15 protein-coding genes are annotated in these 18,543 nt (G+C 40.2%); 3 read left to right on the top strand and 12 right to left on the bottom strand.

Going from position 1 to position 18,543, the window contains the following annotated elements; all coding sequences use genetic code 11:
* Nucleotides 1-4: 4 nt before the first annotated feature.
* Both L2737_RS02350 and L2737_RS02345 read left to right on the top strand, forming a co-directional pair.
* Nucleotides 5-1,363 (top strand): BamA/TamA family outer membrane protein, encoded by a 1,359-nt coding sequence (locus tag L2737_RS02350; RefSeq protein WP_248954633.1) that lies wholly within the window; start codon nt 5-7, stop codon nt 1,361-1,363.
* Nucleotides 1,364-1,526: 163 nt separating this feature from the next.
* Nucleotides 1,527-2,927 (top strand): RsmB/NOP family class I SAM-dependent RNA methyltransferase, encoded by a 1,401-nt coding sequence (locus L2737_RS02345; RefSeq protein WP_248954632.1) that lies wholly within the window; start codon nt 1,527-1,529, stop codon nt 2,925-2,927.
* Nucleotides 2,928-3,221: 294 nt separating this feature from the next.
* Here L2737_RS02345 and L2737_RS02340 read toward each other — a convergent pair whose 3' ends face one another.
* The 11 genes from L2737_RS02340 to cysD form a co-directional block, all read right to left on the bottom strand.
* Nucleotides 3,222-4,226, bottom strand: a complete 1,005-nt coding sequence (locus tag L2737_RS02340) for an NAD-dependent epimerase (RefSeq protein ID WP_248954631.1) — start codon at nt 4,224-4,226, stop codon at nt 3,222-3,224.
* 32 nt (nt 4,227-4,258) lie between these two features.
* Nucleotides 4,259-5,425 (bottom strand): nucleotide sugar dehydrogenase, encoded by a 1,167-nt coding sequence (locus L2737_RS02335; RefSeq protein ID WP_248954630.1) that lies wholly within the window; start codon nt 5,423-5,425, stop codon nt 4,259-4,261.
* A 413-nt stretch (nt 5,426-5,838) separates the two neighbouring features.
* Nucleotides 5,839-6,798 carry a dTDP-4-dehydrorhamnose reductase gene (gene rfbD / locus L2737_RS02330; RefSeq protein ID WP_248954629.1) on the bottom strand — a complete coding sequence of 320 codons (960 nt, stop codon included), beginning with the start codon at nt 6,796-6,798 and terminating at the stop codon, nt 5,839-5,841.
* The gene (gene rfbC, locus L2737_RS02325; RefSeq protein WP_248954628.1) at nt 6,795-7,331 is read right to left on the bottom strand and encodes a dTDP-4-dehydrorhamnose 3,5-epimerase; all 537 of its coding nucleotides are present in this window, start codon (nt 7,329-7,331) and stop codon (nt 6,795-6,797) included. The genes rfbD and rfbC overlap by 4 nt, the downstream gene beginning before the upstream one ends.
* A complete protein-coding gene (rfbA, locus tag L2737_RS02320; RefSeq protein WP_248954627.1) occupies nt 7,328-8,227 on the bottom strand; it encodes a glucose-1-phosphate thymidylyltransferase RfbA in 900 nt (299 codons plus the stop codon). Before rfbA ends, rfbC begins: the two co-directional genes overlap by 4 nt.
* On the bottom strand, nt 8,214-9,338 hold the full coding sequence (gene rfbB, locus L2737_RS02315) for a dTDP-glucose 4,6-dehydratase (RefSeq protein WP_248954626.1): 1,125 nt from the start codon (nt 9,336-9,338) through the stop codon (nt 8,214-8,216). The genes rfbA and rfbB overlap by 14 nt, the downstream gene beginning before the upstream one ends.
* A gap of 166 nt (nt 9,339-9,504) precedes the next feature.
* Nucleotides 9,505-10,860 (bottom strand): phosphoglucosamine mutase, encoded by a 1,356-nt coding sequence (gene glmM, locus L2737_RS02310; RefSeq protein ID WP_248954625.1) that lies wholly within the window; start codon nt 10,858-10,860, stop codon nt 9,505-9,507.
* Between the two features lie 458 nt (nt 10,861-11,318).
* Nucleotides 11,319-11,963, bottom strand: a complete 645-nt coding sequence (gene cysC, locus L2737_RS02305) for an adenylyl-sulfate kinase (protein WP_248954624.1) — start codon at nt 11,961-11,963, stop codon at nt 11,319-11,321.
* Nucleotides 11,964-11,989: 26 nt separating this feature from the next.
* Entirely contained in the window at nt 11,990-13,717 is a 1,728-nt protein-coding gene (locus tag L2737_RS02300) for an SLC13 family permease (protein WP_248954623.1), read from the bottom strand.
* Between the two features lie 269 nt (nt 13,718-13,986).
* The gene (gene cysN / locus L2737_RS02295; protein WP_248954622.1) at nt 13,987-15,390 is read right to left on the bottom strand and encodes a sulfate adenylyltransferase subunit CysN; all 1,404 of its coding nucleotides are present in this window, start codon (nt 15,388-15,390) and stop codon (nt 13,987-13,989) included.
* A gap of 94 nt (nt 15,391-15,484) precedes the next feature.
* Nucleotides 15,485-16,390 carry a sulfate adenylyltransferase subunit CysD gene (gene cysD, locus L2737_RS02290; RefSeq protein WP_248954621.1) on the bottom strand — a complete coding sequence of 302 codons (906 nt, stop codon included), beginning with the start codon at nt 16,388-16,390 and terminating at the stop codon, nt 15,485-15,487.
* A gap of 426 nt (nt 16,391-16,816) precedes the next feature.
* Between cysD and L2737_RS22490 the strand changes: the two genes are divergently transcribed.
* A complete protein-coding gene (locus tag L2737_RS22490) occupies nt 16,817-16,981 on the top strand; it encodes a pentapeptide repeat-containing protein (protein WP_428848366.1) in 165 nt (54 codons plus the stop codon).
* On the opposite strand, the gene L2737_RS02285 is transcribed toward L2737_RS22490, so the two are convergent.
* Nucleotides 16,946-18,454, bottom strand: coding sequence for an MBL fold metallo-hydrolase RNA specificity domain-containing protein (locus tag L2737_RS02285; protein WP_248954620.1), 1,509 nt, complete (start codon nt 18,452-18,454; stop codon nt 16,946-16,948). The two genes, L2737_RS22490 and L2737_RS02285, sit on opposite strands and share 36 nt — an antisense overlap.
* Nucleotides 18,455-18,543 lie beyond the last annotated feature (89 nt).

Genomic DNA, 18,543 nt, shown 5'->3' with positions numbered 1-18,543 from the left:
GTAGATGATGAAACAATACCTCAGTACCGCCAAAGCGATAGCGATCCAGCAGCACATTTTTTTCATCAGCCTAATAGCCTTTACCGTGCTATTGACCATACCTTCTGCCATAGCAGCACCTGCAAACGTCAAATCAGCAGTTAATCGCGTCGAAACCAAAGATACTGGGGTTGAGAAACTGATCCTCCCTTACGTATTTAGCACTGACTCTATGGGATTAAATTTGGGCGTGGGCGCCATGGTAAGTGGTTACCATCAAGAGCAAATGACCATTGGTGGTACCGTCTATGGCGGCGATGTCAGTTATGGTGCGGGCGCTGGCGTTTGGAATTACCGTTTACCTAAAACAGACCGATTTTTTATGAGCCTGGTCGGCTTTATGGGCTATTACCCGCAACAAAAAGCCTATGCTGGCGGAGCCGGTGAATACATTCCAGTTGGAACACCATTGCCAGGCAGCAATGACTCATCCAATGAGCAATTTCTGCAAGCTGATGGCGCCTCAAATTGGTGGGATATAAAAATTGAATACACGCTACCTATCGGCGCAACACGTGATAAAAGCACAGTGAGCTATGACTTAACTAGAGGCTTACTCACCTCTGAGCCCACTGGGGGCAGAGTGTGGAACCCGATGGAATCAGGCGCTACTGTTGCCGTGCTAAGGCAATTTAACCGCTACGAAAGTTTTGAACTTGATGATGGTGAGCTTGATGGCGCAATTCACGCTATTGAGTTAGGGCTTTTATACGACAACACTGATTTTTCAATCAACCCCAGTTACGGTAGTAAACAGTATGTCGCTATCTCTCATGATGCAGGTTGGTTCGAATCAGAAAAGCAATGGACCTTTATTGAGTTTGAAGCCAGTAAATACTTTTCATTTGGTGAATCGGATTTCGCATCACAACGAATTATTGCGTTAAATTTTTGGACTGGTTATTCACCCACCTGGGAGCTTGAATACAACGATGAAGGTGGAAGAATTGTTACCAATAACGCACCTTACAGCGAAGGAGCAACCTTAGGTGGTTTTTATCGCATGCGCGGATTTGATAATAAACGTTTCCATGATAAAGCAGTGATTTATGGCAGTGCTGAGTACCGTTACACCCTGAAATACAATCCGATTGAAGACGTTAACTGGCTCAAGTTTCTTCGTTTAGACTGGTTCCAATTGGTTGGTTTTGTTGAAGCAGGGCGTGTCGGTGAGTCTTACACTAGCGATGAGCTACTAACTGACATGAAATACGATTATGGCGTATCACTAAGAGCATTAACCGCAGGGATTGTTGTAAGACTTGATGTTGCCCAATCAGATGAAAGCACTAATGCGTGGGTCATGGTCGATCATCCTTTTTAATGTCATTACTGCTCTCCCTTTAGAAAGAGGGCGAGCACTCAGTTCGTCAATGAACACTTATACATATTCAACCAAAATTAAAGACATGGTAAACTGCAGCTCAATTAATTTCGTGTGACCAAGAGCTTTTAAAACCTTTTGGTAACCACTGTTTGAGTCAAAAATGCAGCCAGCTAATCATTCCCAAATACAAGCCACAACACCCGCAGAAAAAAGAGCTCTGAGCTATTCGAGTACCATTAAAAAACTCTTTGATGAAGTGTTAGACACTAAAATGCCTGCGGATAGAATTGTTGCTAACTACTTTAGGGAACATAAAAAGCATGGTTCGAAAGATCGTCGTGTGATCCGCGAAACCTTATTTGGATTATTTCGTTGGTGGGGATGGCTTAAACAGTTAGGTTCGCAACATGACGAACAAACCTGGTTTAAGATGCTGAGTTGTTGCGCCCTATTGGAGCAACATAACTGGCAGCAATTTGCTAACGCTTGGCAAAGCTTTTCAGGTTTTAGCACTGAGCAACATCAAACCATTGCAGATTTCATGACTCGAGCTTATCTTTCAATACAAGAAGCCAATGCGTTATCTGTTAGCGATAGAAACCAGCTAATGAATCAACTATTTGCTGATATTGAATTTAAAGAACAGCAGTTAGTACCAGATTGGTTCTGGGATGTTTGCCCAATTGAAGACGAAATTCAACAAATTAAACTGATCGAAGCGATGAGCTCACGTCCACCGATATGGGCAAGAGCACAAAATATTGATACCCAAGTCGCAGTAAAGCAGTTACAGCAAGCAGGGATAGATGCCAGTGCTAGTGAATACTTTGCTGATGCATTAAGTCTTGGCAATAAAAGTATTAACCTCAATGACGTCGCATTATACAAGCAAGGCCAAGTTGAAATACAAGATTTAGCTTCGCAAGTGATTGGCAATACTTGCCAGCCAAAGGCTGATGAGAAATGGTGGGATACTTGCAGTGGCGCAGGCGGAAAAACCTTACAGCTTCATTCGCTTATGCTACAAAATGCGAGTTCAAATTTAAGTTCAAGTTCAAAAGCCAAACTAACCGGCTCTATTGTATCTTCGGATATTCGCTCAAAAGCGTTAGAAGAACTTAAAAAGCGCGCCAAAAGAGCAAACTTCAAAGGCATTACTGTTGCGCGCTGGAAAAGCGACGACTTACCAGTCGACGCTAACAGTTTTGATGGTGTTTTAGTGGATGCCCCATGCAGCTGCACAGGCACTTGGCGTAGAAACCCAGACATGCGTTGGATTGATGATAGAAGCTGCGTAGATAATAAATCAGAACTGCAGCTTGATATATTGTCTCGTAGTTCAAAAGCCGTTAAAACTGGCGCGCACCTTGTGTATGCCACTTGCTCATTATCACCGATAGAAAACGAACAAGTGGTAGAGCAGTTTTTACAACACAACCCAAACTTTGATCTCGTGTTGAGTACACACCCATTCACCCAAGCTCAACAAAAACACATTACAGTGTGGCCAAATGAAGCGAATTCAGACGGCATGTATGTGGCGAGAATGTTGAGAAAGTAATAACTCTATTTACCGATAAACTAATCCCATTAAAAAAGGACTTCACAATTATTTGTGAAGTCCTTCTTATTTAAAAGAATAATCATTAACTGAAAGTAAAATTATTGAAGACTTGAGCATTAGTTTTACAGTGGAATGTCGACTTCAATGACTTAATAGTAGTTTAGTCCTTTTTACTAAAGGTAGTTATTGGTAACACTCCAGTAAAGTAGTCATTGAGGTTTAAAAACGTCAATTGCAAGACCTACTTACTATTGATAATTAAACCCTCATTAAACTGACCATTTCTAGTGATTATTTGTGATAGAAGTCTCGATACCATTTAACAAATTCAGTAACACCAGCTTTAACATCAACTGAAGGTTTAAAACCGGTTGCTTCAAAAAGGTCAGCAACATCAGCGTAAGTTTGATATACATCAGCTGGTTGCATTTCCCTAAATTTTTTCTTCGCTTTAATCCCTAATTCTGTTTCTATCGCTTTAACAAAATCCATAAGGTTAATGGGTGAACCATGACCAATGTTATAGATTGCATAGGGTGCGGAACTCGTCGCTGGAGAGCCTTGTTCAACAGTCCAAGATGTATTTTTACTTGGGATCACATCGGCAATACGGACAACGCCTTCTACAATGTCGTCAACATGAGTAAAATCACGCCACATATCACCATTGTTATTAATGTCGATAGTCTCACCATCTAAAATCTTTTTTATAAAGATAAACGGCGCCATATCAGGTCGCCCCCAGCTGCCGTAAACAGTAAAAAAGCGTAAACCTGTGGTGGGAATATCATATAAGTGCGAATAGGTATGAGCCATCAATTCATTAGATTTTTTCGTTGCCGCATAAAGAGATACGGGATGGTCAACACGGTCAGAAGTTTCAAATGGGGTTTTGGCATTTAAGCCATAAACTGAACTCGACGATGCATAGATTAGATGCCCAACGTTTGTGTGACGACACCCTTCCAAAATATTCAAATACCCAATAAGATTCGAATCAGCATAAGCATGGGGGTTTTCAATTGAATACCTTATCCCAGCTTGAGCCGCCAAATGAATAACGCGGTCAAATTGTTCATCAATAAAAAGCTGTTGAACCGCATCTCTGTCAGCAATATCAAGCTTTATGAAGCTAAAATTCTTGTTTTTAATCCTATCTAAGCGAGCATGTTTTAACTTTACATCATAGTAATCATTGATATTATCAATTCCAATAATGCAATTTCCTGCTTCTGTTAATTTTTCAACCACTGCACTGCCGATAAAACCCGCTGCACCAGTAACTAAATATTTCATAAACTTATCTCAATAACTTAATTTTAGCCGTACTAGTCTGAACCAAATAGGTCTCGAGTATACACTTTAGCGCTGACATCACGTATTTCTTCGACCATACGATTAGACACTATCACGTCACAAGATGATTTAAATTCATCTAAGCTCTTAATCACTTTTGAATGAAAAAATGTATCCTGATCTAGCACTGGCTCATACACAACGACTTCAATGCCTTTAGCTTTTAATCGTTTCATTATACCTTGGATGCTTGAAGCACGAAAATTGTCAGAGCCTGACTTCATGATCAACCGATAAATTCCCACGCGATGGGGATTGCGCTTTAAAATACTTTGGGCAATAAAATCTTTACGGGTGGTATTAGCATCTACAATGGCACCGATAATACTATTTGGTACATCGGCATAATTTGCCCTAAGCTGTTTTGTATCTTTGGGTAAACAGTAGCCGCCATAACCAAATGATGGGTTATTGTAATGTGAGCCAATACGAGGGTCTAACCCAACTCCCTCTATGATTTGGCGGGGGTCAAGCCCATGGGTATCTGCATAAGTATCAAGTTCATTAAAATAAGCGACACGCAGTGCAAGATAGGTATTTGAAAAGAGTTTCACAGCTTCCGCTTCTGTCGAGTCAGTAAACAGCACTTCAATATTTTCTTTTCGCGCACCTTCTACTAAAAGGTTCGCAAAAATTTCGGCACGCACACTTCGCTCACCTACGATGATTCGTGAAGGGTATAAGTTGTCATATAGTGCTCGGCCCTCACGTAAAAACTCAGGTGAAAATAGCACATTTTTGCACCCCAGATCTTCTTTAATACGCGCAGTATAGCCGACTGGAACTGTTGATTTTATCACCAAAACTGCATTGGGATTAATTGAGTTCACCTCTTTGATGACAGCTTCGACAGACGAGGTATTAAAATAATTAGTTTCTACATCATAATCAGTCGGGGTTGCGATTATCACATAGTCTGCCTCTCTATATGCCTCTATTTTGTCCAGTGTAGCCTTAAAATTAAGGTCTTTATTTGCTAAAAAATCTTCAATTTCGACATCAACAATAGGAGACTGCTTATTGTTAAGCAGTCTCACCTTTTCAGGAATAATATCAACAGCTATGACGTCATGATGCTGCGCTAAAAGCATTGCATTTGAAAGACCAACATAACCGGTACCAGCGATAGCAATTTTCATTATCCATCCGTTAATAAATTCTGTTTAATAGCGTTTTTGCAAACGGTTTGCTTTAAAAGTCACTATTAATAGCTATATATTTTATATGCAGGTGTTAACTTATAGTTTTAAATAATTGTCCATGACCCCCGCGCTAATGCGTATTGCTTAATCCTGTCAAATTTTGAGATCTACTTAAGAATGTAAATCCTCGATTAAGCTTTATGAAAACTAAAAACGGCAACCTCTCAAGGCCCTTCAAAGAAGCCTAAATGATGTTTGTAGTGGCATAGTGAATTTGGCCAGCTAGTTAGAGGTGATATCATCACCTCATAAGTTAACAGGTGACACTAAGAAAAACGTAGTCTGAAAGCGGCTATTTAAGAAGGTTATACGCTTTCCGCTTAGGTTTAAACAAATGTTTTACAAGCTACTTATAAGGCAGCAACATCTAGATTTTTTATCAGGGTTTTAATTGATGCTTGCCAATCGCAAGCCTCGATGTCCCAGGCAATTTTTATCTGTTGGCAATCAAGCACACTGTATGGTGGCCGCTTTGCTGGCAAAGGATAATCCAGTGTATTTATCCTCTGGAGTATAGGGACTGTTAGTAGCTTACGTTGTACACTAGCTTCCTCGACAATGGCTTTAGCCAATCCATACCAACTAGTACTAACATTACCGCAGTAATGAAAAGTACCCCAGGTTGTTTTACCCAGCGCGATTTGTGCAGCCATGTGTAATATCGCTTTAGCTAAATTCCCTGCATAAGTAGGACAACCTATTTGATCATCAACAATACGTAACTCATTTCTATTCTGAGCGAGTCTAATAATTGTTTTAGCAAAATTATTACCATATTCGCTGATTAACCAAGATGTTCGAATAATGACATGTTGAGAACACGCTTGTTGAATAGTTAACTCACCTTGACGTTTTGACGCGCCATACACATTTATGGGACGCGAAGAGTGAGCCTCGAGGTAGGGAATTGTCGCTTGTCCATCAAATACAAAATCAGTCGAAATATGAATAATAGGGATATTGGATTGATTAGCAACCAAGGCTAAATTTCTAGCGCCTTTATGATTAACATTGTAAGCCTTATCAATATTCGACTCCGCATTATCTACCTCAGTATAAGCTGCTGTATTGATAATGAGTTTAGGCTTATGAGTAAGAACAAAGAGCTTTACCGCATCAAAATCGGTGATATCAAGCTTGAACGGTTTCGTTCTCGAGGCTTTCAAGCTAAAAGATTCCGAACTAGGATAGTCAGGGTTTGTGTGGACTGATTTAACCAGATCAATAGATGAAAAAACCTGATTGTCTATCAACGCTTGTTGTAAACATTGCCCCAACTGACCACTCGCACCAACTAACCAACATTTCACTTTAGCAGGTCCTTAAATCGCAAACCTTTCTCGTCTTTGTCAGACAATATGACACTCTTAATGGGCCAAGTAATGCCTAATTCAGGATCATTCCACTTAATACAAGCTTCATTACTGGGGTCATAATAATCTGTGCATTTATATTCCACATCAGCTATTTCAGTGAGCGCGACAAATCCATGAGCAAAACCTTCAGGAATATAAAGCTGGCGCATATTAGTCTCGGTTAATTCTACGCCGACCCATTGGCCAAAGGTAACTGAGCCTTTGCGAATATCAACGGCCACATCAAAAATGGTACCTTTCACAACACGAACCAATTTAGCTTGAGGATTAACTTTTTGATAGTGTAAGCCACGCAAAACACCTTTTCTAGAGCGAGAGTAGTTATCCTGAACAAACGCTTTATCAATACCTAACAAACGCTGATATCTATCGGCTTGGAAAGTCTCGACAAAATAACCACGAGCATCATTAAACACTGAAGGTTCAATCATTTTAACGTCAGCAATCTTAGTATCAATAACCTTCAAAATTGGTGCTCCTTACATAATGACATTAAGTAATCACCATAAGCGGTTTTGCAATGAAACTTGGCCTGGATAATTAATGCATCTTGAGTGAGCCAACCATTGGCGTAGGCAATTTCTTCTAAACAAGCGACCTTTAAGCCTTGTCTTTTCTCAACGGTTTGCACAAAGTGACTCGCTTCAAGTAACGAATCATGCGTACCGGTATCTAACCAGGCAAAACCACGACCTAAGGTTTCGACACTTAAATCACCACGCTGTAAATAAGCCATGTTCACATCGGTAATTTCAAGCTCCCCTCGAGCTGAAGGAGTAATAGATTTAGCTATGTTAATGGCATCATTATCGAAAAAGTATAAGCCTGTTACGGCATATTGAGATTTAGGCAATGATGGTTTTTCATCAATGCTGAGCGCTTTTCCGTCAGCGTCAAACTCTATTACACCGAACCGTTCTGGGTCGCAAACATGATAACCAAAAATCGTCGCACCTTTAGTTTTAGAGGCAGCATTGAGTAGCTTATCTCTAAAATGATGGCCATAAAAAATGTTATCGCCCAACACTAAAGCCACATTATCTTCAGCAATAAAGTCTTCTGCGATAATCAGTGATTGCGCAATACCTTCAGGTGCAGCTTGTATCTCATAACTAAGGTTAATACCGAACCTTTCCCCTGTACCAAGTAGTCTTTTAAAGCTTGATAAATCTTCTTCGGTACTGATGATTAACACATCTTTTATACCTGCCAGCATTAACACAGAAATTGGGTAATAAATCATGGGCTTGTCATAGACAGGTAATAGTTGTTTAGACGTACCTAAAGTAAGCGGGAATAAACGGCTACCAGTGCCTCCCGCCAATACGACTCCTTTATAGGCTTGCTGATTAATTTTGTGCATCAGCCTTGCCCTTTTCACCATCGTTAATATTTTTAATGCTCTTTTCTTCACACACACTATCAATATCGATATGATTTTTAGACAGAGTATTTTGAGGTAATGTTAACCACATCCCAGCATTCGCGATATACCATTTAACCGTTTTTCTAAGGCCTGTTATAAAGGTTTCTTTCGCTGACCAAGCTAAATCACTTTTGATTTTAGAAGCATCAATAGCATAACGTTTATCATGACCTGGTCGATCGTTAACGTATGTGATCAAATCCCTAAATTGATCGCCTGCTTTGTATTCTGGTGCTAACTCCTCCAGCAAATCACAGATCAGATTAATCACATCAATATTAGTGTATTCGTTATTTCCACCGATATTATAGGTTTGCCCGACTTGCCCTTTTTTGATGACGTTATATAAAGCATCGACATGATCATCAACAAACAGCCAATCTCTGACTTGTAAGCCATCACCATAAACCGGTAAAGACTTGCCAGCTAAGGCACTTAAAATCATGTGCGGAATTAATTTTTCAGGAAATTGATAAGCGCCGTAATTATTAGAGCAATTACTGATGATAATAGGGAGACCATAGGTTCGATGCCAAGCACTGACTAAATGTTCTGCAGAAGCTTTTGATGCCGAATAAGGTGAACTTGGCGCATATGGGGATGATTCAGAGAAAGGTTCATCCGTTGGGGATAAATCACCATAAACCTCATCAGTAGAAATATGAAGGAAACGAAATTGAGACTTTTTGTCACCACTCATCTTGTGCCAGTAGGTTCTAGATGCTTCAAGCAACTGAAAAGTACCTACAATATTAGTTTGTATAAACTCCGAAGGTCCTGAAATAGAACGATCCACATGACTTTCTGCCGCTAAGTGCATCACAACTGAAGGTTGATAATGTTCGAAAACTCTCTGCAACGCCTCAGCATCACAAATATTAGCTTGAACAAAGTGGTAACGAGGTGAGTCAGAAACCTCTTTTAAAGCATCTAAATTACTTGCGTAAGTTAACACGTCAAGATTTAACACTTGCTCTTGAGTGTGATTTATAAGGTAGCGTATTAGTGCGCTGCCAATAAACCCCGCCCCACCGGTTATCAAAATCATTTTTATATCTGACCTAATTCTATATCGAAAACACTGAAGGAATGCGCTTTATTACCTATATAGTAACAAATAAAACAAAAATGCCAGAGCATCGCTCTGGCATTTTTAATTTGTATTTAGTTAAGTCAGTTAACCCCGACTAAACAATGATGTTCAAGCTAATAAATCAATTAGCTGCAGATACTGCATCGGCAATACTTTGAGCTTGAGTCTGCGTCATATCTTCACAAGTTGATTCAACCATCACTCGAATCAGTGGCTCAGTACCAGATTTACGTAACAAGACGCGGCCATTGTCACCCATAACAACCTCAGCAGCCTTAACAGCTGCTTGAACCTGCTCAGATGCAATAATTTCATCAGCGTTATCTGCTTTAAGGCGCACGTTAATCAAGATTTGTGGCAGTTTAGTCATCCCAGATTTGACTTCAGATAAGTTTTTACCTGAATCAATCAAAGCATTTAACACTTGAAGCGAAGCAACAACACCATCACCTGTGGTGGTGTGTTTAAGGCTTAATATATGACCCGAGCCTTCACCGCCGAGTTGCCAACCAGTCTCTTTTAATTGCTCAACCACATAACGGTCACCCACTTTGGCGCGAACAAAAGGAATATCCATCTCTTTTAGCGCTAACTCAAGACCTAAGTTAGACATTAAGGTGCCGACTACGCCACCTTGTAATTCACCTTTAGCTCGTGCGGCTTGAGCTAGAATAAACAAGATTTCATCACCATCAACTGCATGGCCATTATGATCAACAAACAAGACTCTATCGGCATCACCGTCTAACGCAATACCTAAGTCTGCTTCATGCACCATCACTGCGGTTTGCAGGCTGTCTAAGTGGGTTGCACCGCAACGCTCGTTAATGTTGAGACCATCAGGCTTGTCATTAATGCTAATCACTTCTGCGCCAAGTTCAGCATACACTTCTTTAGCAATGTGGTAAGCAGCACCATTGGCTGAATCAACGACAATCTTAAGCCCTGTAAGTGATTTATCTTTATCGAAAGTTCCTTTACAAAACTCAATGTAACGACCAGCAGCATCTGATATACGACGTACCTTACCTAATTTATCTGAATCAACACAGGTCATCGCGCCGTGATTAATCGCTTGATCAAGTAAATGCTCAATTTCTAACTCTTGCGCATCATTAAGTTTGGTTCCCGAATTAGAGAACAGCTTAATGCCATTGTCATAATAAGGGTTGTGTGACGCACTAATCACCACGCCTGCATCGGCTCTAAAAGTCGATGTTAAATAGGCAATCGCAGGTGTCGGCATAGGCCCAACTAACGCACAATTAATACCAGCCGCAGAAAAGCCAGCTTGCATTGCCGTTTCAAGCATATAACCACTGATACGGGTATCTTTACCAATAATCACTTCTTTGGTACCAGCAGAGGCTAAAACCGTACCTGCCGCCCAACCTAACTTCATCGCAAACGATGGGTTAATCGGAAACTCACCCACTTTGCCACGCACCCCATCGGTGCCAAAATACTTACGAGACATTATCACTCCATTAAAAACTACAAGCTCATGGCTGACTGCTGATGGCACTTAACACATAGCTAACAGCTCACAGCTCTTTTAAAAAATCGAATGCTTTGATTCACTGTGGCTAAGTTTACCTAATTTTTAGCCAAGTTTAACCATATTTATTGACAGGACATCATTGAGTTCGAGTTATGTCGCACTAAATTTAATTTCAGTGACCGACGTAGCATTAGCTAAACAACTTATCTGTTGCTAACTTTAGAGTAACCTGAGCATGGCTAAACACTATTATACAGGTCTTGCTAATGCCAGCTGCTTTATAGGCGAAGTTACAAAAGGCGCTGACATTAAGACTTAAGATGAGATTTTTTTGAGGTGATGTGCTGTTAGTTGTTGGTAATAAAATAACTTACTTCCCATACTGCAGATTCATTATGGGAATAGAATTAAACACATCAAAATCCATCGACATATCACTTCACAGTGATGTAGTGATTAGCAATTAAATAGTTAATCACTTGCTTGGCGCAGGCTTCAATGTCTTTTTCGGCCGTTTTAACGTGGACTTCAGGCGTTAAAGGGATGTCATAATCCGAGTCGATACCTGTGAAGTGTTTAATCTCACCCGCTCGTGCTTTTTTATAAAGCCCTTTAGGGTCTCGCTGCTCGCAAATTGCAATAGGCGTATCAATAAACACTTCAATAAATTGTCCTTGATTAAGCTGCGCTCGCACCATTTCTCTGTCTTGTAAAAATGGCGAGATAAATGCTGTAGAAACAATCAACCCAGCATCCACAAATAGCTTTGACACTTCACCAATACGACGAATATTTTCAACTCGGTCAGTATCACTAAAACCTAAATCGCCATTTAAGCCATGACGAACGTTATCACCATCTAACACGTACGTTTTACAGCCCAAATCATAAAGCATTTTATCTACTGCATTGGCGACGGTAGATTTACCTGAGCCACTTAACCCTGTAAACCACAACACCGCAGCGCTATGTCCATTGAGCTTGGCGCGTTCATCATGGCTAACACTAGCAAGGTGCCAGACAACATCGGTTGATTTTTCAGCGCTAACGTCAATAGACTGATAAGGCGTTTGTGACATGGTAAATCCTTGTAATACTTAAGCCGTTAAAAAGGAAAGAAATATGGCACTGCCAGAATAACAATCGCACCATAAACTATACTGACGGGCAAACCGACTTTAATAAAGTCATTAAACTTATACTGACCGGCATTAAACACCATCAAATTGGTTTGATATCCATAGGGGCTAATAAAACTGCCACTGGCGGCAAATGCAACCGTCATCACAAACGGCAAGACATCGACTCCAAACCCTAACGCCACACTGTAGGCAATTGGAAACATCAGTGCGGCTGCGGCATTGTTGGTTACAAGCTCTGTCATAAACCAAGTTAAAAAATATATAATAATCAATGCTAAGTAAACATGATTACTGTCAAATCCATCACTTATCCAATCACCCAACAAGCCAACAACACCGGCATTGGCCAATGCATGAGATAACAAAATAGCCGCAGAAACAATTAACCAAATATCAATGGGCAGCCTACGCATAATTTCATTAACGCTAATCGACTGAGATAAAATAAGACAGCCAAGTAAAATCACTAACCCTTGAAATAATTCAACCCATCCCAAAGCCGCTAACGCAACAGTAGAAACAAAACCTCCCACCGCTAACCACGCCCGCCAGCCATTTAATCTAACTTCAGTTTCAACACCACTCAAAAAGATAAAGTTTTTACTGATATTACGGCGAGATTTAAAATCTTCACCGACAGCAAGTACTAAAAAATCACCCGCTTTAATGCACACTTCACCTAACTTACCCGACACTTGCTCACCATCACGTCTAATCGCAACAACAGCAGCATCGAACAAGGCTCTGAAGCCAACATGTTTAAGTGTTTTTCTAATTAAAATACTTTCAGGTCGAACAACGACTTCAGTCAAATTGGCGGTTGTCAGTTCATTTTGATGGGCAAAAGTTTTAAGGCCTGAGAACTGAGCTAGTTGTTCAACTTTAGTTATGTCACCTGAAAAAATTAATCTGTCATCTTGCCTGAGTATTTCACTAGGAGAAACAGGGCTGATTAAACATCCATCACGCACCACTTCCACCAAAAATAATGACTCTAAATTGCGTAAGCCATTATTTTCGACAGTTCTTCCTATCAACTCAGAATGCTCGGTTATTTTGGCATCAATAAAATAGCCCTTACTACAATCCGACACGGGCGCATTTTCAGGTAAAAATCGAACAGAAAAGGCCAATACCCCACCACAACCAACAACCAATAAACAACCAATGGCTGTAAATGAGAAAAAAGATAACGATTGCCCTGCAGTATCCAAATAGAGACTGTTGATAATTAAATTAGTAGATGTACCAATCAGGGTTAATGTTCCCCCTAAAATGGCTGCATAGGACAAGGGCAGTAATAATCGACTAGCAAAATGGTGTGGGTTATTTCGAATCGGCGAAAGTAGTGTCGCCACGACCGCGGTATTATTTAACAAAGCAGAACTGATCGTTGTTAACGAAAACAGCCGAATAAAAGTAGCCTTGTAGCTTTTTAAAATCATTTTAGAGGCTATAAGGCGTAAGAGACGGGTTTTTTCTAATGCGAAAGAGCAAATGATCAATAACACTAAAGTGATCAACCCAGGATTAGCAATACTAGATAACAGCTGTTGCTGGGTTACTAAGCCTGAAGCCACTAGTAGTAATAAGGTTACGCCAAAAACGGCGCCAGGCCGATTCTGAAAGCGCAATAATGCCACGATAGTGGCAACAAAAATAAATACTGTAACGTAGGCTTCAAATGACATATAACAATGGTTCACGCTAAGTAAGTAAAAAAATAGGACTAAAGAGCACCACACACTTTTAACGAAAGAATAAGCACCTTATTAATCAGTGCCATCACTTCTATTAACTCTATCAATGTGTGGTTTCCTCAGTATTCGCAGCCATGTTTTATAATTCGCTTGCGAAAGGGTAGCTTGCAATAGTCTTGGCTGTTTATATTGGTTAAGCGTTAGCTAGCGGTTTACATGTGATAAAAACAACTCATTGCAATTACAACTCCCATGACAAGCTAGCCAATCACTTTGGCTCCCCAGTGTGGAAAGTGCTTACGTACTAATGCATTGAACTCAACTTCAAACTCAGAGTATTGATGCTTTGAACTTACCTCGCCTTCAACCGCCGAGCGGATCATTGCAGCGCCCACTGTCACGTTAGTCAGCCTATCAATAATAATAAATGCGCCCGTTGAACGATTTTGGCTGTATGAATCAAATTGCACTGGCGCTGTTAAGGTAAAATGACAGTTACCCATTTCATTGAGTGCCAGTTGTTGGGTACTTTCGGTAGCTAATGTATTAACATCAACTTTAAAGTTAAAAGCATCCACATAACCGTATACCGACTTGCTGCCTGCTTTGATTTCATACTCACGGTCTAGTTGAAGTGGTTCTTCAGCCATCCAAACAACATCAGCTTCAAGGTGATTAGATGAATGAGGTTGATCATGGGGCCTAACAAGCATGTCTCCACGGCCAACATCAATTTCATTCTCTAAGGTAAGCGTTACTGACATACCAGCTGAGGCTTTTTCTAAGTCACCATCAAAGGTCACAATCGATTTAATTTTGCTTTCTTTACCTGATGGTAGTGCAACTATAGTGTCACCTACCCGGATTTCACCTGACGCTACAGTGCCGCAAAAGCCTCTAAAGTTCAGGTTTGGGCGGTTAACATATTGAACCTGAAAACGGAAAGATGCATTAGTATCTTCAGTAATAGATACCGTATTAAGCAACTTAAGTAACGTAGAACCTGGGTACCATTTCATATTGTCACTTTCGTTGACGACGTTATCGCCTTTTAAAGCAGAAATAGGCACAAAACGGATATCATCAAAGGCTAAATCTTGGGCAAATTCACGGTAGTCTTTCTTAATGTTTTGATAAACGGATTGGTCATAATCAACGGCATCCATTTTATTAATCGCAATAACAACGTGCTTAATGCCTAATTGTGAACAAATAAAACTGTGTCTGCGAGTTTGAACTTGAACCCCATGGCGAGCATCAATCAAAATAATCGCTAAATCGGATGTCGATGCGCCGGTCGCCATATTACGGGTGTACTGCTCATGGCCTGGTGTATCAGCAATGATAAATTTACGTTGCTCAGTAGCAAAATAGCGATAAGCGACATCAATGGTGATCCCTTGCTCACGCTCAGACTGCAAACCGTCAACTAATAAGGCTAAATCGAAAGCTTCATCAGTGGTATTAAAGCGCTTTGAATCTTTCTCAATGGCCGCCATTTGATCTTCAAAAATCATTTTGCTATCAAACAATAAACGACCAATTAACGTAGATTTACCGTCATCAACACTGCCACACGTTAATACTCTGAGCATGTCTTTATTTTCATGAACGTTTAGATATGCTTCGATATCAGATGCAATTAAGCTTGTGCTATCACTCATTACTTTTCCTTAACTACCGCAGTTATTCTGGCGCTAGTTTTATCAATTCTATTTGGGTTAACTGGACGAGATAAAAACGAATGTATTTCTGTTATTAGAAATATCCTTCCATTTTTTTCTTCTCCATTGAGCCTGCTGAGTCATTATCAATAACGCGACCTTGTCGCTCAGATGTGGTGCATAACAACATCTCTTGAATAATTTCAGGTAGAGTTGTAGCTTCTGATTCCACTGCGCCCGTTAATGGGTAACAGCCTAAAGTACGAAAACGAACCATTTTTTGTTCTACCACTTCATTAGGTTCAATTGGCATACGCTCATCATCGACCATAATCAAGGTGCCATCGCGCTCTACCACAGAGCGAGGTTTTGACAAATATAGCGATGGGATTTCAATGCCTTCAAGGTAAATGTATTGCCAGATATCCAGCTCAGTCCAGTTTGAAAGCGGAAATACACGAATACTCTCGCCTTTATCAACCTTGCCGTTATAAATGTTCCAAAGTTCTGGTCGCTGGTTTTTGGGGTCCCAGCGATGCTTACTGTCGCGGAATGAATAAACACGCTCTTTAGCGCGAGACTTTTCTTCATCACGTCTTGCACCACCAAAAGCAGCGTCAAAGCCATGCTCATCTAGCGCTTGCTTAAGCCCTTCAGTCTTCATAATGTCGGTGTGTTTAGCACTACCGTGCGTAAAAGGGCCAACATTCATCGCCATTCCACGAGGGTTTTTATGCACAATTAAATTAAAACCATGTTTTTCGGCCATTTGATCACGAAAAGCAATCATTTCTTTAAATTTCCAGTTGGTGTCGACGTGCATCAACGGGAATGGAATTTTTCCTGGGTAAAAGGCTTTTCGAGCCAAATGAAGCAATACTGAGGAGTCTTTGCCCACAGAGTACAACATCACGGGATTATCAAATTCAGCGGCGACTTCACGCATGATTTGTATGGATTCTGCTTCAAGTTGCTTTAAATGAGTCAATTGTGTCGACATATCAGTTCCAATAAACCTTCAATAATTCATATGAGAAAAAGAGACCCAAATGTCAGAGTCATCCCTTTAATAATTGTTAAGCTGAATTTACATATAATTATATTACCAGCATCAAACAATAGTAAAAGTTATTAATGGCGAGTTTAGTATAACGAAAAGGAATATAAAGGAATGAAAGGTTTGCAAAGTAACTCGCCGCGGACAGCTTGTGCCTGTAAGTGGCACAAGTGAGGCAAAATGAAGGAGGAATTATTGATGATAAAAAAGGTGGGATGAAAAACAAGCTTGATTAACTTAAATAGTGACGCTAACTCAAACAGAAAAAGTATTTACATTATATCGACTATAGTATGCAGCATTGATGTCAAGTCACTGCAAACGCTATAACAAAATTAGATAAACCAACTATCCTAGAGAATCAAAAAATTGAATGGCTCTAGCTTAAAAAGCTCGAACTTAAAAGGCACTAACTTAAAAGGCACTAACTTAAAAGGCACTAACTTAAAAGCTGTTAACTTGAAATCCAACTCCTTAGGAGTTGCAGTAAAAAGGCTGTTATTCTTTGCCTATAACAACCTCACAATCAGGTAATAATTGCTGGTATTTTTCAGCCAAGGCTAGTTTAGCTTCTTCATCACCATGAACAATGCGAATATGCTTAGGCTTGTGATGCATGCATTTTACAAAATTAATTAAATTAGATTGGTCTGCATGGGCAGAGTAACCACTAATGGTATAAACCCCTGCTTTAATATTAATTCGATTATCATCGAGCACCACATATCCGCCTTTAGGGCCGTAAGTTTGAATATCGCGCCCCGGGGTACCATGCGCTTGATAACCGACAAATAAAACATCTGCTGTTGGCATACCTAAAAAACGTTTTAAATAATTCATTATTCGCCCGCCACTACACATACCCGATGCCGCAATAACAATTGCAGGTTTGCTACGATTACTCAGGTAATTAATTACAGCTAAATGGTCTTTATGGCTGTCTATGGTATATAGCTGCTTAAAGTCTAAAGGATGCCGGCCAGTGCTAACCACCTTTTTAGCCTCTTTATCCCATAATTGCTGGAACTCAAGGTACTTCTCGGTGAATTTAGCCGCCATAGGTGAGTCAACAATAATATCAATTTGTTGCCACATAGCGTTATCTGGGTTGCGATTAATGATTTGTTCAAATTCGTATAATAATTCTTGGGTGCGGCCAATACTAAATGCAGGTATTAACACTACGCCTTTGTCCGCCACGCATTTAGTCACGATCTTCTTCAGCAGTTGAGTGCGGTGCTTGCGGCCTTGATGGTTTTTATCCCCATAAGTGGACTCAATCACTAAGGTATCTGCACGATAAGGGCTACGGGGACTCGCTAATAAAGGGGTATAAGTTGCGCCTAAATCACCAGAAAATACCACTCTGTGTTTATCCTTACCCATCAAGTCAAACTCAACATACGCCGAGCCTAAAATATGTCCCACAGGTTTAAATTTAAGCTTGATTGAAGAGACATCACACTGAGATGGCACAGCATTATTCTTGGCTGCAGGACTAGCGAAATCATTAGAATTCGCTTTAGAGTTGGAGCAATGTCTTTGACTTAAGTTGGCGTTAAGGGAAACGCTAGAGTGAGTATTAATCTTAAGGCTAACCCATTGGTTATATTCAACAGGACGAATAAGAGCTCGCAGTTTTTTCAAAAACGTTTTAATTAAGTTTTTGTCACGGGTAACACCAACTTTAAGGGCATCTTCAATTACCAAAGGTAACAAAGCTGCTGTGGCTGTTGTTGCGTATATGGGTTTATTAAAGCCTGCAGCAATGAGATACGGTATACGTCCCACATGATCAATGTGGCAATGAGTCACAATAAGCGCTTGAACAGCACTAATATCAAAATCAATCTGTAATTGCTGCGCCGAAGATTTACCAGCTGTTTCAGCCCCTTGAAACAAGCCGCAATCGATAAGATAACTTGAAACAACACCTAGCTCATTCACATCTAACTGATGACATGAGCCAGTGACACCATTCACAGCGCCATGATGAAGTATCCGCATATAAAATCCATTTTATGATTTAGATACCACTAACTTAGCATACAAAATAAGTAACACAATTATAGTGTTCAAGAAATGACTATGAGTTG

The organism is Shewanella electrodiphila, assembly GCF_023283985.1.
GTDB classification, from domain to species: Bacteria; Pseudomonadota; Gammaproteobacteria; order Enterobacterales; family Shewanellaceae; genus Shewanella; species Shewanella electrodiphila.
Note: the sequence above shows the minus strand (reverse complement) of the source record. Positions and strands in the feature narration are given on the sequence as shown.